The organism is Corynebacterium sp. ACRPH (assembly GCF_022347285.1).
GTDB lineage: Bacteria > Actinomycetota > Actinomycetes > Mycobacteriales > Mycobacteriaceae > Corynebacterium.
In genome coordinates this window covers 98,717-119,075 of record NZ_JAKRND010000005.1, presented here as the reverse complement: position 1 = coordinate 119,075, position 20,359 = coordinate 98,717, and the positions used below count along the sequence as shown (strand labels likewise).

Genomic DNA, 20,359 nt, shown 5'->3' with positions numbered 1-20,359 from the left:
GCAACTACATACCGTCGAGTTTAAGTTCAATGTGTAGCTAAGGGCCTTATTAATAGCGTTTGACAACACGCGCTCCTATTTACCTTCGTATCTCACGAGACGCTGACGTGGATGGCCTCACCATCGACCGGCAGCGTCAGGACTGTGAAGCCATTGCAAAGCAGCGTGGCTTGCACGTTGGACATAGGACATAACTACGTCGATCAGTCCATTTCCGCGTCAAAGAAGAATGTGGCTCGCCCCGACTACGACGCCATGGTGGCGTCCTTTGAACGCGGCGAAATCGACGCGATCATCTGCTGGGACCTCGAACTACCCGCCCCACGTCGGTGGATAGTCCGATCGGTCGGACAAAATTACTCCCGCACCACAGCGTAATCAGGGGTGCACCTTAAAAACATCCGGAGGTGGGGGTAACTCCCCCTCGTTGCCCAGAGACAAAATACGCCAGTGGCGTCTGTACGACGAGCCGAAAGTAGGACAAATTCCAATCCAGAGAGGTCTTGCACTGTTGCGGTGCGGTTGTCTTCTTTCTCACCGTATTGGACCCTGCGAAATTAATTGGATACGATAGGCCCATGTTGATTTCAGGTTCCGTTTTCATGCGGCCGCTCACCAGCCGCTAAGGCGGTTTTCTCCCTCCCGCAGGTTAGAAACCGCTCCGGTCCTTTAGCCGGGCGGCCATTTGCCATGCCCGGCTTCGTTTCAACTCCACGGAGCACACCTGATGTCTACATACGGATACGGCCGTCACGAACATGGCCAAAATTTTCTCACAGACCACAAGATCATCAACTCCATCGTCGATCTTGTAAAACAATCCTCTGGCCCCATCATTGAGATCGGGCCAGGAAGCGGTGCCCTCACTCACCCGCTATCCCGCTTGGGGAGGCCAATAACGGCAGTTGAGGTAGACGCAAAACTAGCTGCCAAACTCACAAAAAAGACCGCCTCGGCGTCGGTCGAAGTGGTCCATGATGATTTCCTTAACTTCCCGTTACCCGCCACTCCCTGCGTCATTGTGGGAAACATTCCCTTTCACCTCACCACTGCCATTCTTCGAAAGTTGTTGCATGCGCCGGCATGGACTGACGCTGTACTCCTCATGCAGTGGGAAGTCGCTCGCCGCCGGGCCGGGGTAGGCGCAAGCACAATGATGACGGCTCAGTGGTCCCCATGGTTCACATTTCACCTTGGTTCCCGAGTACCAAGGTCTGCTTTCCGGCCACAGCCAAACGTTGACGGGGGGATCTTAGTGATCCGCCGGGTGGGTGACCCGAAGATCCCGATAGAGCAGCGCAAAGCCTTTCAGGCGATGGTGCACACCGTTTTCACCGCCCGGGGACGCGGGATAGGGGAAATTCTCCGAAGGGCAGGGTTGTTTTCATCACGTTCAGAGACACAATCATGGTTGCGCTCGCGAGGAATCGACCCCGCAACCCTACCTCCCAGATTGCGCACCAGCGACTGGATCGATCTCTTCCAGGTGACTGGTTTCTCTCCACCGCGCCATCGGCCCATTTCACAATCGGGAAGTAGTCAACGCCCTCCTCAACGGAAAAAACGAGGCCGGCGGCGGTAATCCCCCCACCACCAAAACCGAAATCCACCAGTAGTAGTGAACGACCCATGCTCGTCTACCGTGAGCCGCGTTATGACAGTGACGTGTTCTCGTCGGGCACAGTCATAGTTCCCGGCGTTGCCAGCGACAGGGTTCTACACCCGGCAGCGGGCCGATCAAAATCACCCGCACGGGGAACGACCCTGCTGGTGGTTTCGATTTTGATGAAAGCGAGGAGACATAGCCCCTCGCCAACTCCCCGTAGCTGGCGAACAGTAGCTCCTGGCGGTGGCGCTCGTTGGTGAGTTTGCGTGCCGCACCGAAAGCCTTATCGACTTCCTGGTCCAAGTTGTTGTGAGCCTTGAGCAGAATTGGGTCCATCGATAACGGGTTGTAGTGCTCCGCGAGTGACCGCCGGGGGTGCCGCTCGCGTGCCCGCAGCACCAACTGTCCAGCGTCGATGATTCGCTGCTGCGCCTTCTCATCTAGTTCACACAGAGCTGGTCCGCAGTTGTAGCTCCCGATGTACTCCGAAAAACGGAAAAAATAAATAGCGGGGATACATCAACCTTCCACTTTCCATTCTTCCGGCTCAGAGTATTGAGGGGTCTGGGACCGGGTCCGTAAACCCTTTATGTTTTCCGCGCACAGCGGTTTTTAGCGACGCGCCCTATAGGTTTTCCGCAGAACCTATATGTGTTTCTGTGCACCCCATATGTTGTCTGTTTTAGCGGTATTTCGTTGTTAATTCCGCACGCGCGCATCAAATGGTTAGTTATCGCCGACACTCCGTGGAGTTCAAGTTCAACGTAACCTAAGGCGCGCTAGTGTTAGTCGTATAACAACACGTGCTGCCATTTACCTTCGCATCTCGCTCGATACCCTGCTGTGGGGGTTACTCGTAGCGAAGCGAGCTGAGCATCCCGGTTTCCATGTGATAGGCGTTATGGCAGTGAAATGCCCACTCACCGGGGTTGTCAGCGATCAGGTCGGCGATCATGGTTTCACCGTGGCGGAGAAGGACGGTGTCCTTGCGTAGTCCGCCGCTGCCGGGCAGCGCCCACGTGTGGCCGTGGATGTGCATGGGGTGGGGCATCATGGTCCTGTTGCGCATGACCATCCGCAGGCGCTGGCCCTCCTGCACGGTCGCGGAGGAGGATTGGCCGTCGGTGAGAATGCTCCATTCATACGGCATCATCTGCCCGCCCAGGTCGATGCTGACTTCTCGGTCTGGTGTGTCCTCGGGTAGGAGTGCACGGTCTGCTGGCTTCAGGGAGGACAGGAGCAGTCCGGTGGACGACAACTCGGGGAAGTCGACATCGGGGTGGGGGGCCTGGCCGCCGGCGGTGCGGATGACGGCGAAGGCGCGGTCGTCCTTACCCACCGCCAAAGCCGTGAGCGGGAAGATGCCGTCGCCGAGGATGACCTCGACGTCGACACGCTCGCCCATCGACAGGTAGATCGATTCGGTCTCCCGGGGCTGGACGGGGAAGCCGTCGGTGTGGGTGACGGTCATGCGGTGACCACCGAGGGCCACCTTGAAGATGGTGTCACCGCCGGAGTTGATAAACCGCAGGCGGGCCTTGTCGCCCGGGCGAGCCTCGAAGGTCCGGTGAGCACGGGGGATACGTCCGTTGATGAGGTAGTGCGGATACATCACATCGCCGACATCCCCGCCCAGTACCCGGTCCGGGGTGCCGTGCATCATCTGGCCGTGACCTCCCATTCCCATACCCCCGTTATGGTCGCCCGAACCCATTCCGGTGAGCTTGTCGAGCTCATCGTCGGGAGTGCCCTGAATGCCATCGACCCAGTCGTCGAGCACGATGGTCCACTCAACGTCCTGGTCTTCAGCGTCTTGCGGGTCACGGATGATCAGTGGGGCGTGGAGGCCGCGATCAAGCTGCAGGCCGGTGTGGGAATGGTAGAAGTAGGTGCCACCGTGGGGGACTTCAAAAACATAGGAGAAAGACTCGCCAGGTTCAATGGGGTCCTGGGTCATGCCGGGCACACCGTCGGCTGCGTTGTGGAGTGCGATGCCATGCCAGTGGATGGAGGTGCTCTCAGGCAGTTCATTGGTGATATCGACCTGGAGGACGTCGCCGGCGGTGGCCTCAATGGCCGCATCCCCGGTGTCAGAGACGTATCCCCACGTCTTGGCTTCGATACCGCCGATATCCAGAGAGAGGGGCCGGGCGGTCAGTGTCCTGCGCACCGTCGGCTCACCGAGCGCAGTGGGGGTGGGGCGAAGGGAAGGACCTGGTGCCGAGGCAGCGGGTCCAGGGGCGCTGGTGCAGGCGGCCACGGCCCCGGTGCCGGCGAGGACGAGCCCGCCGAGCAGAAACTGTCGTCGGGAAAACGCGTTCGTCATGATTTAACCTTTCTTGGTGCAAGATTTCAGTGACACGGGAGACAGGCGCAGGTGAGGATCCTGCTGAGCCATCACGTCAGGCGCAGGTCTGTGACACAGGTGGCACCGTCGTCGGTGGTGGAAAACTCCGTGGTGCCGGTACGCCCCTGGTAGCTGACCTCAATCAGGCCGGTGACATCATCGGGAAGCCAGAAGCCGACAAACCCGTTGTCGAAGGTGGTTGTCGCCTCGTCCACCAGCACCTCACCGGTCGCCTCATCGGTGATCTTGACCTGGATATCCTCATTGTCGAGTTCCCCCTGGCAGGTCGTGAGGCTGTGGTAGAAGCAGTCGTGGGTGGAGGTGAGATAGGGTGCGATCGAGACATACGTCTGATTGTCGGGAAGATCAACCACGACTTCCTGGTCATCGCTCGAGAGCAGCAGTTCATCGTTACGCACTGAGGCGATCAGATCCGTGGGACGCTCAGTGACCTTCTGCCGGTCGAGGTGATCAATAATCTCCACCGCGTCCATGCCGGCCAGGCCATGGGTAGTCAGGAATGTGTCCTGGGACACCGTCCCATCGGCGGTGGGTTCCGGGTCGGCGGCCGAACACCCCGTGAGGGCGAGGGCAAGGGCGGCGGCTGCGATCGCTGCTCGTTTCACGTCAATCTCCTTGGATCGTGGCTGGGCCATGAGAAGACACCGCCTCAAGGTCGATGCCATACCTTTATCTAGCACGGGTGCCTGACGGACTAGAATTCAAAAACCCTGCTCACAGTCTTATAACAGGGCGAAAAGGGGGGTGAATTCGGTGGGCTGGGTCACCACCGGAACACCACCCCACAGCCGTGGGCGATGTCCTTCTACCCGCCCCGGGTATGCAGTGCAAGCAGTGAAATCCCTGGTGGCGCCTGCTGAACCGACCAGGGGAGGCGATGCCGCCGGCCCGGGGCGGGGCACAGGGGTGACGGCGGTCGAAGGGTGATGTTTGAAGATTTGATGAAGATTCCCCGGCGGGCACTGAGCGAGGATGGTATTCCCCCTTGGCCGGAGCGATACTGGGGTCTATGGCTGACCACACACCGACCACCGCCACGCCCCCGGGGCGGGTGCTGGTCGTCGATGATGAACAACCCCTGGCTCAGATGGTGGCCTCCTACCTCATCCGGGCCGGCTTCGATACCCGCCAGGCGCACACCGGCACCCAGGCCGTGGACGAGTCCCGTCGCTTTTCCCCCGATGTCGTGGTGCTGGATCTGGGGCTGCCCCAACTCGACGGCCTGGAGGTGTGCCGACGCATCCGCACCTTCTCGGACTGCTACATCCTCATGCTCACCGCGCGTGGCAGCGAGGACGACAAGATCAGCGGTTTGACCCTGGGGGCGGATGACTACATCACCAAACCTTTTAGCATCCGGGAACTGGTGACCCGGGTGCATGCGGTGCTGCGCCGTCCACGCACCAGCACCACCCCACCGCAGGTGACCACCCCCTTGATCGTTGGTGACCTCATCCTTGACCCCGTCGCCCATCAGGTGCGGGTGGGGGAGACGACCGTGGAGCTCACCGGCACGGAGTTCGAGCTGCTGGTTGCCCTGGCCCTGCGCCCCGGCCAGGTGCTGACCCGCCACGACCTGGTCACCGAGGTCTGGGACACCACCTGGGTCGGTGATGAACGCATCGTCGATGTCCACATCGGCAACTTGCGTCGCAAGCTCGGCACCGACACCCGGGGCCGGGGGTTTATCGACACCGTGCGTGGCGTGGGCTACCGGGTGGGGCAGCCATGAATCACGGACCCGGCCTGACCTTCCGCTTCCTGGCCGCCCAGGTGTTGGTCGTGGTGATTAGCCTGCTGGTGGCCGCGGCCGTGGCCACGATGGTGGGCCCGCCCCTGTTCCACGATCATATGTTGATGACCGGCCGGGAGGACCCTTCGCTGGAGCTGTTCCATGCCGAGCAGGCCTACCGGGGCGCCAACCTGATCACCCTGGCCGTCGCCCTACCCACCGCCTTGATCAGTGCCCTGCTGGCCAGCCTGTGGTTATCGCGTCGTCTGCGCACCCCCCTGCAGGATCTCACCCGCGCCGCTACCAGCCTAACGGCCGGCAACTCCCGTATCCGCGTGCCCGCCGGAAAAGCAGGCCCCGAGGTCACCACCCTGGCGCATGCCTTCAACACCATGGCCGACCGGCTGGAACACACCGAACAGGTCCGCCGCCAGATGCTCTCTGATCTGGCCCACGAAATGGGCACCCCCTTATCGGTGCTCACGGTCTACCTCGATGGTCTCCAGGACGGGGTCGTGGACTGGAATAATGCCACCCACACGATCATGGCTGACCAACTCACCCGCCTGACCCGGTTGATGGAAGACATCGACGATGTCTCCCGGGCCCAGGAACACCGGATCGATTTGGACCTGGCGGAGGAAGGGCTCGGGGATCTGCTCCATACCGCCGCTGCTGCCGCGGGGGAAGCTTATGCTGACAAAGGCGTCGATTTACAGGTCGAGACCATTACAGAAACCGCCCGGGTGCTCGTGGACCGGCAACGCTTCGGCCAGGTGATGAGCAATCTCCTGTCGAACGCGCTACGGCACACCCCGGCCGGCGGGCAGGTCCGGATCAGCGTCCACCGACAGGGGGCGTCCACCGCGCTCATCCACGTCGCCGATGACGGCGAGGGCATCCCACCTGACCAGCTCGGACACATCTTCGAACGCTTCTACCGGGGAGATGCCGCCCGCAGCCGGGACGCCGCCGGGTCCGGTATCGGTCTGACCATCTCCAAGGCATTGATCGAGGCCCACGACGGCACTCTCACAGCCACCTCCCCCGGACCCGGTTGCGGAGCGGTGTTTGCCCTCCGCCTCCCGCTGTCCCCTCCCGACAGTGAGGAGGCTGCTCGGTGACCACACCCTGCCCCGCGTGAGGGCCGTGCCCTCCGCCCCTTGAGAATATACCCCCAGGGGGTATGCTGAAAATATACCCCCAGGGGGTATACGCTAGATAGCGACATCGCCGAACCCTACCGAACCGAAGGAGCTTTCCTATGATCACCTCCCCGCCCCGCCTCTTGCCGATGGACTCCCACGGCTGCAGCTGTTGCGGACCTGCCTCACGTGCCGACACCGCCTCCATCCCTGCCGCCAGCGACTCGTCAGCAGGAGGATCCTCCCCGAGCTACCAGGTCACCGGCCTGACCTGCGGGCACTGCGTGAAAAGCGTGACCCAGGCCCTTCAGGCCCTCCCCCAGGTCGACGACGTCCAGATTGATCTCGCTGCTGGTGGTGTTTCTACCGTCAGGGTCACCGGTGTCGTACCTCCGGAGATGGTTCGCCGGGCCATCGAAGAGGCCGGCTACACCGTCTTATCCTGATCAGTTTTACCCATCATCTCGACCCCGACCGGGTTGAGCGAAAGGAACGTCATGAGCACTCCCCACCATTCCGGTGATCACCATGGTGATCACCCCGCTCCGGAAACAGACCACACCCACCACCCGCATCATGCCAGCCACGAACACCACGCAGATGCCGACACCCACGGCCAGGCGATGCCCCACGATCACCCGCACTCCGCCATGGACGACGACCACCACGTTCATAGTCACGGCGAACACGCCGGACACAGCACCGCAATGTTTCGGGAACGCTTCTGGTGGTCGCTGATTCTGTCCATTCCCGTCGTTATTTTCAGCCCCATGGTCGCCCAGCTGCTCGGCTACCATCTCCCGGCATTCCCCGGATCCACCTGGATCCCCCCGGTGCTGGGCACGATCATCTTCGTCTACGGCGGAACGCCTTTCCTCAAGGGCGGATGGAACGAACTGAAATCCCGCCAACCCGGGATGATGCTCCTGATCGCCATGGCCATCACCGTGGCGTTTGTCGCCTCCTGGGTCACCACTCTGGGGCTGGGCGGTTTTGACCTGGACTTCTGGTGGGAGCTGGCTCTGCTGGTGACCATCATGCTGCTGGGCCATTGGCTGGAGATGCGCGCTCTCGGGGCCGCGTCCTCCGCGCTTGACGCGCTGGCTGCCCTGCTGCCGGATGAGGCCGAGAAAGTCATCGACGGGACCACCCGCACCGTGGCCATCTCCGAGCTGGCCGTCGACGACGTCGTGCTGGTGAGGGCCGGTGCCCGGGTGCCGGCCGACGGAACCATCCTCGACGGAGCCGCCGAATTCGATGAGGCGATGATCACCGGCGAATCCCGTCCCGTCTTCCGCGACACCGGTGACAAGGTGGTCGCCGGTACTGTGGCCACCGACAACACCGTCCGCATCCGGGTGGAGGCTACCGGCGGGGACACCGCCCTGGCCGGGATCCAACGCTTGGTTGCCGACGCCCAGGAGTCCTCCTCCCGGGCCCAGGCCCTGGCGGATCGGGCGGCGGCGTTATTGTTCTGGTTCGCGCTGATCTCCGCTCTGATCACCGCGGTGGTGTGGACCATCATCGGCAGCCCGGACGATGCCGTGGCGCGCACGGTCACGGTACTGGTCATCGCCTGCCCGCACGCCCTGGGCCTGGCGATTCCGCTGGTCATTGCGATCTCCACCGAGCGGGCCGCGAAATCCGGGGTGCTCATCAAGGACCGGATGGCGCTCGAGCGGATGCGCACCATCGACGTGATGCTCTTCGACAAAACCGGCACCCTGACCGAGGGAGCGCACGCGGTCACCGGTGTCGCGGCAGCTGGCGGCGTCACCGAGGACGAGCTGCTGGCCCTGGCCGCCGCCGCGGAGGCCGACAGCGAGCACCCCGTGGCCCGCGCCATCGTGGCGGCCGCGGCCGCCCATCCCGAGGCCTCCCGTCGGCAAATCCGTGCAACTGGTTTCAGCGCCGCCTCCGGCCGGGGGGTCCGGGCCACTGTCGATGGCGCTGAGATCCTCGTGGGCGGGCCGAACATGCTGCGCGAGTTCAACCTCACCACCCCGGCCGAGCTCACCGACACCACCAGCGCCTGGACCGGGCGTGGGGCCGGTGTGCTCCATATTGTCCGCGATGGTCAGATCATCGGTGCGGTGGCCGTCGAGGACAAGATCCGCCCCGAATCCCACGCCGCCGTGAAAGCCCTGCAGGACCGCGGGGTGAAAGTCGCGATGATCACCGGTGACGCGCAGCAGGTGGCCCAGGCGGTTGGCCAGGACCTGGGGATCGATGAGGTCTTCGCCGAGGTCCTGCCCCAGGACAAGGACACCAAGGTCACCCAGTTACAGGAGCGTGGCCTGAGCGTGGCCATGGTCGGCGACGGTGTCAACGACGCCCCCGCTCTGACCCGCGCGGAGGTCGGTATCGCCATCGGTGCCGGCACGGATGTGGCCATGGAATCTGCCGGGGTGGTCCTAGCCAGTGATGACCCGCGGGCAGTGCTGTCGATGATTGAGCTGTCCCAGGCCAGCTACCGCAAGATGATCCAGAACCTGGTCTGGGCCTCTGGCTACAACATCCTTGCCGTGCCGCTGGCCGCCGGAGTGCTCGCCTCGATCGGGTTCGTGCTGTCCCCGGCCGTGGGCGCGATCTTGATGTCTGCCTCGACCATCGTGGTGGCCCTGAACGCCCAGCTGTTGCGCCGGATTGATCTGGACCCGGCCCACCTGGCTCCCACCAGTCCGAAGGAGTAACACACCACGCCTACTCCGAAATCCACCGCCGTCCACTGATCCATCACTTCTCTCCACTGACCCCATATGACCCTGAAAGGGCTCCACCATAAAGCGCACCCTTGTTCTTTCCGCTCTCGCCGTAGCCTCCACCCTGGCGCTGGCCGCCTGCGGTGAGGCCACCGACTCAGGCAACACCGACGCCACCACCTCGGCACCAGCACTGTGACGACTACCGCTGAGACGACCGAGACCACCAGGGCGGCGACTGAGGAGGACGGGGAGATCTCCGCCGATCACAACGACGCGGACATCATGTTTGCCCAGATGATGATCCCCCATCACAAGCAGGCCGTGGAAATGAGTGAGATGCTCCTGGCCAAGGAGGGCATCCCCGCCCAGGTTGTGGAGTTTGCCCAGGGGGTTATTGACGCCCAGGGACCGGAGATTGACCGGATGAACGCCATGCTCGAGGCCTGGGGCCAGCAGCCGGTCACCGACTCTGGGGCATGGGGACCATGGATGAGATAGGTGGAATGGATCACGGCGAGATGGGTGGCATGAGCGGGATGATGAGCCAGGAGGACATGACAGCCCTTGAGGAAGCCCAGGGCACCGGCGCCGCCCGCCTTTACCTGGAGCAGATGACCGCCCACCACGAAGGTGCGGTCGACATGGACCGTGACGAGGTGGCTGACGGCCAGAATCCCCATGCAACCACCCTGGCCGAACAAATTATCAACGACCAGGAGGCCGAGATCGCCCAGATGCAGCAAATGCTCACTGACCTATGACAGGTCCCCGTCTTTTTCTGATCCCGAGGACAGGAATCTGAAAAAGAGGGATAACCGTGACGATTGCCACCTGCTGCGGGCGATGGGTCGTTGTCACCGCAGCGGGTGCACCGGGGTGGATGCTTCTACTCCCTCTGGTCGCACCACTGAGGAAAGGGGAAAGCCCCTGTGTCCAGACCCTTGGAGGACTACGCATTATTGTCCGATACTCACACGGCCGCCCTGGTCTGCCGGCAGGGCAGCATTAATGTTGGGGGTGTCCTCCGAGTAGTGGACACGGCGTTGGTGTCAGTTAGGCAACGAGGCCTACGGTAGCAGCCGTCGTCGCGGTCTCGAAGGTTGTACTGCGATCCTAGCTATCGCTTTTTACTTCTTGTATCTACTCAATCTCTAGCAGCTTCTACTGTATGTCCATAGGGTAAAGTGTATCTAGCAACGACACGTCGTGGAGTTCAAGTTTAACGTGTAGCGTTATTGACGCTTCGCGTTATGGGGGATAGGGTGAAGCATGATCCAGTCGTTCGCCAACAAGGACACTGAGCGTTTGTGGAATCGAGAGCGTGTGCCCTCGATTGATCCCCGCATTCACTCAGTGGCGCTGCGTAAACTGCGCCAGCTTGGCTACGCACAGAGCCTTCAAGAGTTGCGGATTCCTCCGGGAAACCGTCTCGAGGCATTGAAAGACGATCGTCAGGGTCAGCACAGTATTCGAATCAACAACCAGTGGCGGATCTGTTTTCGGTGGTCCGCCGCAGGGCCAGAGGAGGTTGAGATCGTTGACTACCACTGACAAGCTCCCTCCGGTTCACCCCGGCGAGATCCTCATGGAGGATTTTCTCAAGGAGATGGGGATTACGCAGCACAAGCTTGCTGTTTCTATCGGCGTTCCCCCTCGTCGGATCAATGAGATCGTTCATGGAAAGCGCGCTGTTACCGCGGACACGGCCCTTCGTTTGGCGAAGTTTTTCGGGATGAGCCCCCAGTTCTGGCTCGGGTTACAGACCCAGTACGACTTGGATGTGGCCGAGGATAAAATCCTCACCGAGATTGAGCAGATTCAGCCGGTCCAAGCTGCCTCGGCATAGAACTGCGATCGCCACGGACAAGGTCGATCCGCCCAGGCGCGACTGCGCTGAGCTTAGGAGAACTCTGTTCTAGAATTCCGTTGCAATACCTGTCAGAAGCTATTCACTGGGAGATGGGCATGCTCGGAATGGTCGACTACCTGACGGGCATCGTCGACGACGAACAGGCCGCCCTCCAATTGGATATGTGACTACCACAAGCGAAGGAGCCCTAATGCGCGACACCGAAAGCCTCATCGCCGTCGACGATCCGGCCTGGCCCCACCTTCAGAAGGCGTTAGCTGAATCTGAGGCTATCGCGCTGTCCGTCGCCTCAGAGCAAGGGCAGCGTTCGCTGTGGGAGTTGCAGGTCACTGCCGCGTCGATGATGGGAGCCGTCGCGCTGCACACCGGCGGTATCGTCGCGGAGCACGGCTGGGTTCGTCTGTACGGCGGCGGTAGTGAGAGACTGCCTAGCATCGCTGAAACAAACGGGCTGGGAGGCTCCGTTTCGGCACCGCCTGGTGCGCTCATCGTCGGACATGACGTCCTCGGTGGCCTATTCGCCATTGACGGCGGCGCGCTGGGTGTCTCGCCCGGCGAAGTCTGCTACTTCGGGCCGGACACCCTCACATGGGACGGGCTCGGTGGAGGCTACTCGGCGTTCCTTATGGCTGCGCTGGGCGGCGGACTGGGGGTGGTTTTCGAGGGGCTGCGCTGGCCTGGCTGGCAAGACGAGGTGGCGCCGTTGGCGCTGTCACAGGGCATTTCCCTCTATCCTCCGCCGTCTACCGTCGAGGGCAGAGACGTGAGCAAGGTGTCGAGGTCGGTTGTCAGCATCCGGGAGTTGCTGGGCACTAAGTGACGCGAGGGTGGTGAAGGATATGGGGCCAACTCCCTTGGTCAGGGTGAAGGGAAACTTAAAACTAGCCTGTTACCAATGAGCGAGTGTGATGTTGTAGCCCACTCGCCCATCTCCAGCAGTTCGCCGTTCAGCAAGAATCAGGAATTCTGCGCTGGATTCAATGGCTGAGGCTACATCCTTGTAGACCGAGTTACGTGCAGTTAGACGGAATACCTTTCGCCCCTCCGCTGAGGAAGCAAGAATGTGGGGCTTCGCGGATGATCCCTTGGGGACAGGGAGAAACTCCAATCTTGCATTTTCGAAGACCCAACTACTTCTTCCAGTGAGCTGTTCGAAGTCCTGCTCGTCCCATTCGTTAAATTGAATCCTTTGTGCACTCTTGGGAACTTTGCTGTTTACCTCATAGTTCTCAATTAATTGTCTAGTAGTGCTTCGGCTGGTTGGAAGGTGAAGAGTTAGAGCGCGGATGTTGCCATAATCAGGTAATTGGCGGCCGACCGTTGCGGTAGCCAAAAGCCGGATTCCTTTGTCGTAAGCGAGCCGAACGTCGTTCCGATAGTCGAAAACCACGCCGACTGGCCGGCCCTTGTGGAGCAGGCAAACCGCCGCGTCTTTATGGGTATCCACCGCCGACCCTGACTTTTTACTCAACAGAGTTGCTTCGCCAGGGAAGAATTCAACCTGAATAGTGTCGCCGCGTTTGGCGGTGGAGAAAGGTGAGTCATCGTAAACATAGAGCGTGCGGTCGAACCCGCCGGGTAACTCCAGAATCTTAGTTTGTGGTTTGGCGGGCCATGGTTTCAGGAAGTTACCATTTTTGCGTGCAGGTTCGCGTTTCTGCGGCTTCGGCTTGGCTTGTTGCAGGCCGAGCAATTTAGATAGGAATCCCATTTTTCACCTCGGAGTAACCAGCAGCTTTCCAGGTACATGATCTCATGAACTCTGGATGCATCTGCCGAAAACTTGATGGGAATATAGCGGCATACCCCTTAGTCGAGGATCTCCGGCTTGTAGTCCGAGTTCTCGATCGTCACCGCCGTCGGGGGAGCAGACGGGTCCGTCGCGAAGGTCATGTTATCCCGGTGCGCGATGGCGCGGATTTTGCGCCCGACCATAGAGTCCCAGTTCATTTCATTCGGCATACTGCTGCTGCCAACGATGGCCCATTCGGGAGTCTGGGTGCCAATGCCCGCCCCCAGCTTCGCCGTTACGGGCTTCTTCGGATCGAGCTTGATCGCGTAGTAGACCACGCTATCGTCCACGATGTCCGCCACTCGTGCGAAGTCCTCCGGTGGGGTCATGTCGCTGAAACGCACCTTCATCAGCTCGCCCTCTAGGGCTGCTTCATTCGGAGCGAGCTCGACCTTATCGGGCTTCGGAGTGCTGGGTGCTGTGGGGTTGGGGCGCTTTTGAGCCTTGTTATCTGTGTTACCTGCGGTCTCTTCCTCTTGTCCTTCGTCCGAAGCATCCTCTTGTGCTTCGGTGGCGGCCGTTTCGCCGGGTTCCTTCGAAGACTGAGCCGCGCTCGGCTCCGTCGGAGTTTCATCATCCGAACAAGAGGCAAGTGAGAGGACCGTCAACGAGGCAACGGAGAGTGCAACAAGGCGATTTCGCATGACCTAAAGCGTACAACGTCGCCCGGCCTTGCCCAGGCAGAACAGCAGAATCAGGCAGGCAGTTCGGCGAATTAGCCCGCCACGATCGCGCGCGCCATGCGGTGCAGTGTTGCCGTTGCCTGTTTGAGGTCTTCGGGGGTTTTTGCCATTTCTGACGCCCTCACCACCGCCGCATTCAGCAATCCGATGTCGATGGAGGAAACACCGGGGCAGAAGCTATCCACGATTTCCTTGAAGCCGGCGTGTGATTTCTGCACCTTTTCCTCGGCAAACGCCTCCGGGAAGTGTTGGGCGGCGGCCATCAGCGGGCCGTGGGAGCCGTGGACGAAAAGATCGAGCATCGCGTCCACGTAAGCGCAGATGCGTTCTTCGGGCTCTGGCGGAGCGGCCTTGACCTTGTCTTCCAGCTGGTCATGCCAAGTTTCGCTGTTGAGCATCAGCAACTGAACCATCAGATCATGTTGGGAGGAGACGTAGCGGTAGACGCTGGGGCGGGCTAGGCCAACCTCGGCTGCCACCTCTGCCAGTGAGGGAACCTTGCCGCCGCCAGCAACGATCAGCCGCTCGGCGGCCTCCAGCACCGCGCGGTGCTGGACCGCGCGGTGCTCCGCTACTGTCGTCTCCGTGATCTTCGGCATGGTTCCCTAGTTTACTACCCGCTTTTCGGCCTGCGTACAGGCCTATTTGGGTGCTTGTTCGGAGGCAGCGCTCAGGCGTCCGTCGACCATTTCGTAGACCTTGTCGCAGTGGTTCAAGACCTCGTGATCGTGGGTGACCATCACGCCCGCGACGTTGAATTCGTGACATTCGCGGGCCAATAGCTCCACGATTTCTTGTGATCGCTTGCGATCCAGAGCCGCGGTGGGCTCGTCGACTAGCAACACCTGTGGGTCGCCGACGAGAGCTCGGGCGATGCTCACACGTTGACGTTCGCCACCCGACAGATTTCCTGGGCGGTGCTTAGCTCGGGGCGTCATACCAACCTTCTCCAACAGCTCCGCACCAGAGTAACGACCGTGCTTACCCATAACGCGCGCGGCGAGCTCCAGTTGATCCTCGGCGGTGAGGGCGCCCGGCAGGCTGCCGGAGGATTGGAAGACGAAGCCGATGTAGTCGCGACGAATGCGGGCTAGTTCCTTGTCGTCGTAGTTGGTGATTTCTTCGTTGCCGATTGTGACGCCACCCGCGGCCGGGTTGGTCAGCGCTCCAGCAACGGCTAGCAGCGTCGACTTACCTGAACCGGACGGGCCGACCACGGCGACGAACTCTCCGGGCTCGACGGTCAGGTTCACCTGGTCGAGCGCGGTGATCTGGGAATCGCCGTCGGTGTAGGTCACCGTGACGTCTTTAAGTTCCAGGGCGGGAAGATGCGGGGTGGGGCTCATCGGTTTTCTCCTAGGGCTGCGAGCGGGTTAGTGCGGGTGACGCGGACGACGGCAATCAACGCGCCGATCAGGCCAGATACGAAGAGGATCGCGCTGCCGCTGAGGACGGATCCGAGTTCGGTGGCGTAGGGCATCGCCGTGGTTTCCAGGAGGCTGCCGAGGCCGACGGCAATAAGCGCACCGACGATGACGGACGCGCCCAGGATGATGACAGCCTGCCCCAGGCTGTCGCGCAGAAGGAAGCCCTTCGTGGCACCCATCGCGCGCAGTGCGGCGATGTTTCCAGCGCGCTGGATGGTCCACACCAGGAAGAAGGCGCCGGTGACCAGGGCGGCGATGACGTAGAGGAACCACTTAATCATGGAAAGGGTCATCATTTCGGCGGTGTAGCCGGGGGAGGAGTCGAAGCTTTCCTTGAGGATGCGGACATCCAGGCCAGAGGCGTCGGAGAGCGCCCCAGTGTCTGGTTTGTCCTGTGTGCGGGCGGCGATGACGGATATTTCCTTGTACGCCTCCGGGCTTACCTCTTCGCCCTTACGTACGCCGGCGTGGATTTCCTGCCAGACGTCGAGGGGCAGGTAGGCGGCATCGACGTGGCCGAAGGTGCGCTGGCCATCGGTGAAACCGACGACCTCCAACGGGATTTCTAGGCGATCGATGGTGATGGTGTCGCCTTCTTTGATGCCTTCGTCTTGGAGGGTGGAAGACACGACAATCTCGTGCTTGGTTTTGGTAGGGGCGCCGCCGTTAGGGGTGGTGCTTTGTTCTGGAAGGCCCTCCGGTGCGATGAAAGAACCGGGCTTTACGCCGAGGAGGGTGAGGTCGACGGCCTTGCCGTTCTGGTTGTGAGCGTTTGCAATGGTTAGGCCCAGTGGGGCGGCCTCTTCCACCCCGTCGATGTTGGCGAACTTGTCGGCCTCTGTGATGTCAACGATGGAGCGCGTGAAGGCCGAATCGGTCTGGGTGCCATCGGCGAAAGCGATGACGTCACTATCCATTGCCTTCAGACCGGAAACACCGTCGTTGACCAGACCGGCTGTGAGGCCGGAGATGATGACGACCAGCAAGGACATGAGTGCCAACACGACGCTCATGAGAAGGAATCGGGTGCGCGCAAAAAGCATTTCGCGCAAGGCTAGAAACATGATGAAAATTCCTGGGGTTGGGGTTGGGGAGGTGAGCGGTTGATCAGTCGCTACACAGACTTTAGCAACGATGTGTTGCCAAGATAAAAACAGGGTGTTTCTAACTTGTTATGAAAGACGCCCAGACTTTTCGCGCTATTTTGTAGTTACGTTGTTGCGTCAGGAGGTTGGCTATGACTAGCGTGAGCGCGCGTGAGTTCCATCAGGATGTGAGTTACGCGAAAAGGAAGGCCGGTGAGGGGCCAGTTGTTATTACTGATCGAGGTGAGCCGGCCTTCGTATTGCTTTCCATTGATGACTACAGGAAGATCTCCGGCTCGAATGAAGACTGGGCTTCGCGGTTGCAAATGGAAGAGGACATTGACCTCGAGGACGAACGGATGGACTTCGAGCCGCGAGGATGCTCAATTTGAACCCCTGGGAGCTCTAGTCCACTAGCGCTAAACCGCCAGCCCACGGTTGCGCCGCCATTGGCGGTACACCAGTGCAGTCACGGTTCCCGCGTACAGCATGCCCGTCACCACCAGAACCGCGTGCAGACCCACCTGGACATACATCCAGCCGCCCAGGAGTGCCCCGCAGGCTAGCGCCATCCACAGAGCGAAATAGCGGAGCCAATCCAAGTGCGGGCCACCGAAGAGTGCGGCCACGAACCGCTGAGACATCTTCACCAGCGTGCCCGTCATGTACGTCAGGGAAATGCTCACCTCGCCGTCGCGCTCGAACGTGGAATTCATAGCGCCCACGGTGAATGACAGGCTGTACACCGCCAACTGTTCGTGCCCGGTTAAGACCAGTACGGAGGCAATCGTTGAGGTGGTGCAGATAAACAGAAGAATCGCTTCGCGCGTGCGCGTCGGGGGCAAATAGCGCCGCCCCAGTTGGCTGATTAGCGCTCCGATTCCCACGCCGATGAGGAACAGCGCCATGACCCCGCCAGCCGTCATCGCGACGTCCCATTTCCCCGCATTGACCGCCGCAGTCAGGCGCGTGGTGTTACCCGACATAAACGACAGGAAGTACCCTCCCAGATACAAAAAGCCCAGCGTATCTACGAATCCTGCGATAGAGGATAGGTAGATAGCCAGTGCGTGTTCTCCGGTGCGGTAGCCTTTCATGGCGCAATCGTAGCAACCCCGGCTAGTCATCCCAGCTGGGATTGGTGATTCCCTCCTGCTTCGCACGGTGTTCCACTAGCGAAAGCAGGTAATCCTGTGCGCCCTGGTATGCCTCGGCAAAACGCTCGTCGTCCACGTACATCCGTGCCAGAATCAGCTGCCGCGAGGTCGTAACCTCGTACCACTGGTTAATCGTTGCGCGGTGCCTCTCCACGAGTTCTTGTGCTTCTTCGCTATCGGGGGTGACGCCACCATCTCGGGCAGCGACCAAATCCGCCACGAAGCGGTCGTGGTTGGCCTTAACCTCCTGGAAGTCGCCGTCACTCATAGAGGCCAGCTTTTCCTGGGACTGCTGGTATTCAGGGGTGTCGCCCCAACGCTCGCGAGCTTCCTCCTGGTAGGCGGGCATCTGCTCGCCGAAGTACTGCTTGATCTTGTCCATTTGTTCCATGGTGTATCCCTCCACTCGGGTTGTTGTTATCAAATCCTCGACCGCACGCAATTGGCTCTCCACCTCGTCGCGCTTGCGCGCCAAGGCTTCCCGATGGGCGCGGAGGGCACGGTCAAGGGCAGCGTCGGAAGGCGCTTCAATCAGGTCGGGAATCTCCGCCAGCTTGAAGCCCATGTTCCGGTACAGCACAATGGCCGCGCCGACGCGCAGATCTTCCTCGGTATAGAGGCGGTAGTCGCCCAATGTGCGCCACTGTGGGCTGAGCAGCCCAATGGAATCCCAATGGCGCAGGGCTTTGGGCGTCACTCCCAAAAAATCTGCAGCATCACCAATCGTGTATTCGGTCATGGGCTACATCCTTTCGGTTGCCGCAACGGCAAGGTCAAGCGGACGGGTTAAGCGGTGGGTCGGAAGAACGTGAAGTTGTCATGAATTCATCTTCAGGAAACCTCGCGCTTACCTGCGGCCGATAGCTTGTGGAAGTTCAATTCTCGCAGGAAAAGGAACTCAATTACCTTGTCTAGTAATTCATCTAAAAAATCGCAGCAGCCGGAAGGCCGGAAGAAGCCCAAGCAGTTTAATATGAACCGCCGTAACTTCCTGGCGGGAACGGGAGCGTTGGGCGTCACCGCTGCACTTGCGCCGGCAGCGCAGGCACAGGCGTGGAACTCGTCGGCTGGCTCCCTGGCCGGCTCTAGCTTCGGCCCGGGGCGAGGAAACGGCGGCGGCGACAACAACGGCAGCGGTGCGGACACGCCGCTGAGGTTCAACGGCGACGGCAAGTTCAAAATTGTCCAGTTCAACGACACTCAAGACGATCACCTCACTGATCGCCGCACTATCGAGTTCATGGGCAAGGTGCTGGACCAGGAGAAGCCGGACTTCGCGCTGATCAACGGCGACGTGATCTCCTCTGGCCCCAAGACCACCGAACAGGCATTCCAAGCGGTCAACAATGTGGTGCTGCCGATGGAATCCCGCAAGATCCCATGGGCCATCACCTTCGGCAACCACGACGAAGACTCGATGGAAGACGGTACCCAGGCCGACGAGGTCGCGCTGCTGAACTTCGTGCGTAAGTACAAGTACAACCTCAATGTCGCAGACGATCCGATTCACGGCGAGTCCAACGTATCCCTGTTGGTCCAGGGCAACGCCAATCCGAACCCGGCTTTCGCTATCTGGCTGCTGGATTCCGGCAACTATATCGGCGAGGAGCTGGCGGGGCAGGAGACCAAGGAGATCCCCGGCTACGACTACATCCACAGCGACCAGATCCAGTGGTACCGCGATACCTCCCGGGGTTACGAGGAGCGCTATGGCAAGAAGATCCCAGGTCTGATGTACTTCCACATCCCGACCTATGAGCACCGCGATATGTGGTTCGGCGGTCCGTACAACAACGACCTCATCAAGCACGGCCAGGCCAAGAAGCGCCACGGCATCGAGGGCGTGAAGAACGAGGACGTCTACGTCGGCGCCTTCAACCCCGGCATCTACACTGCCGTCCGCGAGCGCGGCGATGTGCTGGGTATCTACTGCGGCCACGACCACATCAACTCGTTTAACGGCAACTATTTCGGGGTAGAGCTGGGCTACTGCCCGGGCACCGGCTTCGGCCCCTACGGGCTTAATGACGGCACCTGGTCCATGCACACCTTGCGTGGAGCCCGCGTATTCGAGCTGGACGAGGCCGACGAGCGCGTCTACAAGTCCACCCGCCTTGTCTTCGCCAAGGAGTTGGGGCTGGACATGAACCCGAAGAAGCAGCCGTTGGAAAGGCCTGCCGACCTTCCGGAGTACGTGTCCTTCAAGTAGCGCGCCGGGGCGCTCCTGGTGCAGCCAGCTAGGATAGGGAGCAATGTCCGTCAATTCCCCTGAGAACATCCTGCTGAACCTGCCCGACGAGCAGGCCGCCACCGTCCGCGGCATCTTCGACGAGCTCGCCACCCGCGGGTTCCCGGCCCAGCGGCAGACTCCGCACATCACGGTCACGTTCTCTCCGAATATGGCCCCGCACGTCGTGGAGCGCGCCCGCGAGATCCTGCCTTCCGCCGTGCCCTCGGAGCTCAGCCGCCGGGGCGTGGTCGTCTTCGGCACAGGCAAGAAGCAGACCGTGGCGTGGCTGCTCGAAGCCACGGACGAGCTGGAAAACGCCGCCCGCGAGCTCAGCGCGCTCAACCCGGATGGTCGCGGCCCGCGCTGGGTGCCGCACCTCACGGTCGGTTTAAGGTTGCCGCGGGATATTGTTCCTTCTTATATTGACGCCCTTTCTCAGATCACACCGCGGGAGTTAAAGTCCATCACCGCAGCTGAGGCGGCGTATTGGAGGCCAAGCGTGGGGGAGCGCGTGGTGCTGGCCTGACGCCTGGTAACGTGCTCCGCGGTATAAAACATA

The 20,359-nt window shown here is 60.9% G+C and carries 22 protein-coding genes and 1 pseudogene; 13 read left to right on the top strand and 10 right to left on the bottom strand.

All coding sequences use genetic code 11. From position 1 onward, the window contains the following. Nucleotides 1–144: 144 nt before the first annotated feature. Entirely contained in the window at nucleotides 145–378 is a 234-nt protein-coding gene (locus MHX66_RS04090; RefSeq protein ID WP_230580688.1) for a recombinase family protein, read from the top strand. A 349-nt stretch (nucleotides 379–727) separates the two neighbouring features. Further along, complete coding sequence (gene erm, locus MHX66_RS04085) at nucleotides 728–1,582, top strand: 23S ribosomal RNA methyltransferase Erm (RefSeq protein WP_065422277.1); 855 nt, start codon at nucleotides 728–730, stop codon at nucleotides 1,580–1,582. A gap of 102 nt (nucleotides 1,583–1,684) precedes the next feature. On the opposite strand, the gene MHX66_RS04080 is transcribed toward erm, so the two are convergent. The 3 genes from MHX66_RS04080 to MHX66_RS04070 form a co-directional block, all read right to left on the bottom strand. Further along, complete coding sequence (locus MHX66_RS04080; protein ID WP_332253768.1) at nucleotides 1,685–2,059, bottom strand: type IIL restriction-modification enzyme MmeI; 375 nt, start codon at nucleotides 2,057–2,059, stop codon at nucleotides 1,685–1,687. A gap of 397 nt (nucleotides 2,060–2,456) precedes the next feature. Then, nucleotides 2,457–3,932: a multicopper oxidase family protein gene (locus tag MHX66_RS04075; protein WP_239200227.1), complete on the bottom strand. Its 1,476-nt coding sequence runs from the start codon at nucleotides 3,930–3,932 to the stop codon at nucleotides 2,457–2,459. 71 nt (nucleotides 3,933–4,003) lie between these two features. After that, a complete protein-coding gene (locus MHX66_RS04070; RefSeq protein WP_239200369.1) occupies nucleotides 4,004–4,579 on the bottom strand; it encodes a CueP family metal-binding protein in 576 nt (191 codons plus the stop codon). A 404-nt stretch (nucleotides 4,580–4,983) separates the two neighbouring features. Here MHX66_RS04070 and MHX66_RS04065 point away from each other — a divergent pair, with 404 nt between their 5' ends. The 8 genes and pseudogenes from MHX66_RS04065 to MHX66_RS04030 all read left to right on the top strand — a co-directional run bounded on the left by MHX66_RS04065 (nucleotide 4,984) and on the right by MHX66_RS04030 (nucleotide 12,246). Continuing rightward, complete coding sequence (locus MHX66_RS04065) at nucleotides 4,984–5,706, top strand: response regulator transcription factor (RefSeq protein WP_141747080.1); 723 nt, start codon at nucleotides 4,984–4,986, stop codon at nucleotides 5,704–5,706. Next, the gene (locus MHX66_RS04060; protein WP_239200224.1) at nucleotides 5,703–6,830 is read left to right on the top strand and encodes a cell wall metabolism sensor histidine kinase WalK; all 1,128 of its coding nucleotides are present in this window, start codon (nucleotides 5,703–5,705) and stop codon (nucleotides 6,828–6,830) included. Before MHX66_RS04065 ends, MHX66_RS04060 begins: the two co-directional genes overlap by 4 nt. A gap of 140 nt (nucleotides 6,831–6,970) precedes the next feature. Beyond that, nucleotides 6,971–7,297 (top strand): heavy-metal-associated domain-containing protein, encoded by a 327-nt coding sequence (locus MHX66_RS04055; protein ID WP_035005531.1) that lies wholly within the window; start codon nucleotides 6,971–6,973, stop codon nucleotides 7,295–7,297. Between the two features lie 51 nt (nucleotides 7,298–7,348). After that, the gene (locus MHX66_RS04050) at nucleotides 7,349–9,544 is read left to right on the top strand and encodes a copper-translocating P-type ATPase (RefSeq protein WP_239200221.1); all 2,196 of its coding nucleotides are present in this window, start codon (nucleotides 7,349–7,351) and stop codon (nucleotides 9,542–9,544) included. 88 nt (nucleotides 9,545–9,632) lie between these two features. Next, nucleotides 9,633–10,317: pseudogene (locus MHX66_RS04045) on the top strand (DUF305 domain-containing protein). A 508-nt stretch (nucleotides 10,318–10,825) separates the two neighbouring features. Then, nucleotides 10,826–11,107, top strand: a complete 282-nt coding sequence (locus tag MHX66_RS04040; RefSeq protein ID WP_034973762.1) for a type II toxin-antitoxin system RelE/ParE family toxin — start codon at nucleotides 10,826–10,828, stop codon at nucleotides 11,105–11,107. 34 nt (nucleotides 11,108–11,141) lie between these two features. Beyond that, nucleotides 11,142–11,402 carry a HigA family addiction module antitoxin gene (locus tag MHX66_RS04035; RefSeq protein ID WP_051873987.1) on the top strand — a complete coding sequence of 87 codons (261 nt, stop codon included), beginning with the start codon at nucleotides 11,142–11,144 and terminating at the stop codon, nucleotides 11,400–11,402. A 214-nt stretch (nucleotides 11,403–11,616) separates the two neighbouring features. Then, nucleotides 11,617–12,246: a DUF2625 family protein gene (locus MHX66_RS04030; RefSeq protein ID WP_239200218.1), complete on the top strand. Its 630-nt coding sequence runs from the start codon at nucleotides 11,617–11,619 to the stop codon at nucleotides 12,244–12,246. Nucleotides 12,247–12,315: 69 nt separating this feature from the next. On the opposite strand, the gene MHX66_RS04025 is transcribed toward MHX66_RS04030, so the two are convergent. From MHX66_RS04025 to MHX66_RS04005, 5 genes are all read right to left on the bottom strand, one after another. Next, entirely contained in the window at nucleotides 12,316–13,137 is an 822-nt protein-coding gene (locus tag MHX66_RS04025; RefSeq protein WP_034979313.1) for a hypothetical protein, read from the bottom strand. Between the two features lie 98 nt (nucleotides 13,138–13,235). Further along, nucleotides 13,236–13,862, bottom strand: coding sequence for a hypothetical protein (locus MHX66_RS04020; RefSeq protein ID WP_239200215.1), 627 nt, complete (start codon nucleotides 13,860–13,862; stop codon nucleotides 13,236–13,238). Nucleotides 13,863–13,933: 71 nt separating this feature from the next. Continuing rightward, nucleotides 13,934–14,500 carry a TetR/AcrR family transcriptional regulator gene (locus MHX66_RS04015; RefSeq protein WP_239200212.1) on the bottom strand — a complete coding sequence of 189 codons (567 nt, stop codon included), beginning with the start codon at nucleotides 14,498–14,500 and terminating at the stop codon, nucleotides 13,934–13,936. A gap of 42 nt (nucleotides 14,501–14,542) precedes the next feature. Next, nucleotides 14,543–15,247, bottom strand: a complete 705-nt coding sequence (locus MHX66_RS04010; RefSeq protein WP_239200209.1) for an ABC transporter ATP-binding protein — start codon at nucleotides 15,245–15,247, stop codon at nucleotides 14,543–14,545. Further along, complete coding sequence (locus tag MHX66_RS04005; protein ID WP_239200206.1) at nucleotides 15,244–16,392, bottom strand: ABC transporter permease; 1,149 nt, start codon at nucleotides 16,390–16,392, stop codon at nucleotides 15,244–15,246. Before MHX66_RS04005 ends, MHX66_RS04010 begins: the two co-directional genes overlap by 4 nt. Before the next feature lie 173 nt (nucleotides 16,393–16,565). Here MHX66_RS04005 and MHX66_RS04000 point away from each other — a divergent pair, with 173 nt between their 5' ends. Then, on the top strand, nucleotides 16,566–16,805 hold the full coding sequence (locus tag MHX66_RS04000; RefSeq protein ID WP_005293177.1) for a type II toxin-antitoxin system Phd/YefM family antitoxin: 240 nt from the start codon (nucleotides 16,566–16,568) through the stop codon (nucleotides 16,803–16,805). A gap of 27 nt (nucleotides 16,806–16,832) precedes the next feature. Here the strand turns inward: MHX66_RS04000 and MHX66_RS03995 are convergent, their stop codons facing one another. Continuing rightward, nucleotides 16,833–17,510, bottom strand: coding sequence for a YoaK family protein (locus MHX66_RS03995; RefSeq protein WP_005293173.1), 678 nt, complete (start codon nucleotides 17,508–17,510; stop codon nucleotides 16,833–16,835). Between the two features lie 22 nt (nucleotides 17,511–17,532). Continuing rightward, nucleotides 17,533–18,309, bottom strand: coding sequence for a MerR family transcriptional regulator (locus tag MHX66_RS03990; RefSeq protein WP_239200203.1), 777 nt, complete (start codon nucleotides 18,307–18,309; stop codon nucleotides 17,533–17,535). A gap of 168 nt (nucleotides 18,310–18,477) precedes the next feature. On the opposite strand from MHX66_RS03990, the gene MHX66_RS03985 reads away from it, so the two are divergent. Continuing rightward, entirely contained in the window at nucleotides 18,478–19,779 is a 1,302-nt protein-coding gene (locus MHX66_RS03985; RefSeq protein ID WP_239200200.1) for a metallophosphoesterase family protein, read from the top strand. Between the two features lie 43 nt (nucleotides 19,780–19,822). Further along, nucleotides 19,823–20,326, top strand: coding sequence for a 2'-5' RNA ligase family protein (locus tag MHX66_RS03980; protein ID WP_239200197.1), 504 nt, complete (start codon nucleotides 19,823–19,825; stop codon nucleotides 20,324–20,326). Nucleotides 20,327–20,359 lie beyond the last annotated feature (33 nt).

Coding starts and splice junctions, on each gene's coding strand:
- MHX66_RS04030 (WP_239200218.1), top strand. CDS start 11,617: ATGCGCGACACCGAAAGCCTCATCGCCGTCGACGATCCGGCCTGGCCC.
- MHX66_RS04040 (WP_034973762.1), top strand. CDS start 10,826: ATGATCCAGTCGTTCGCCAACAAGGACACTGAGCGTTTGTGGAATCGA.
- MHX66_RS04005 (WP_239200206.1), bottom strand. CDS start 16,392: ATGTTTCTAGCCTTGCGCGAAATGCTTTTTGCGCGCACCCGATTCCTT.
- MHX66_RS04020 (WP_239200215.1), bottom strand. CDS start 13,862: ATGCGAAATCGCCTTGTTGCACTCTCCGTTGCCTCGTTGACGGTCCTC.
- MHX66_RS04075 (WP_239200227.1), bottom strand. CDS start 3,932: ATGACGAACGCGTTTTCCCGACGACAGTTTCTGCTCGGCGGGCTCGTC.
- MHX66_RS04060 (WP_239200224.1), top strand. CDS start 5,703: ATGAATCACGGACCCGGCCTGACCTTCCGCTTCCTGGCCGCCCAGGTG.
- MHX66_RS04050 (WP_239200221.1), top strand. CDS start 7,349: ATGAGCACTCCCCACCATTCCGGTGATCACCATGGTGATCACCCCGCT.
- MHX66_RS04035 (WP_051873987.1), top strand. CDS start 11,142: ATGGAGGATTTTCTCAAGGAGATGGGGATTACGCAGCACAAGCTTGCT.
- MHX66_RS04065 (WP_141747080.1), top strand. CDS start 4,984: ATGGCTGACCACACACCGACCACCGCCACGCCCCCGGGGCGGGTGCTG.
- MHX66_RS03990 (WP_239200203.1), bottom strand. CDS start 18,309: ATGACCGAATACACGATTGGTGATGCTGCAGATTTTTTGGGAGTGACG.
- erm (WP_065422277.1), top strand. CDS start 728: ATGTCTACATACGGATACGGCCGTCACGAACATGGCCAAAATTTTCTC.
- MHX66_RS04055 (WP_035005531.1), top strand. CDS start 6,971: ATGATCACCTCCCCGCCCCGCCTCTTGCCGATGGACTCCCACGGCTGC.
- MHX66_RS03995 (WP_005293173.1), bottom strand. CDS start 17,510: ATGAAAGGCTACCGCACCGGAGAACACGCACTGGCTATCTACCTATCC.
- MHX66_RS04025 (WP_034979313.1), bottom strand. CDS start 13,137: ATGGGATTCCTATCTAAATTGCTCGGCCTGCAACAAGCCAAGCCGAAG.
- MHX66_RS03980 (WP_239200197.1), top strand. CDS start 19,823: ATGTCCGTCAATTCCCCTGAGAACATCCTGCTGAACCTGCCCGACGAG.
- MHX66_RS04015 (WP_239200212.1), bottom strand. CDS start 14,500: ATGCCGAAGATCACGGAGACGACAGTAGCGGAGCACCGCGCGGTCCAG.
- MHX66_RS04000 (WP_005293177.1), top strand. CDS start 16,566: ATGACTAGCGTGAGCGCGCGTGAGTTCCATCAGGATGTGAGTTACGCG.
- MHX66_RS04010 (WP_239200209.1), bottom strand. CDS start 15,247: ATGAGCCCCACCCCGCATCTTCCCGCCCTGGAACTTAAAGACGTCACG.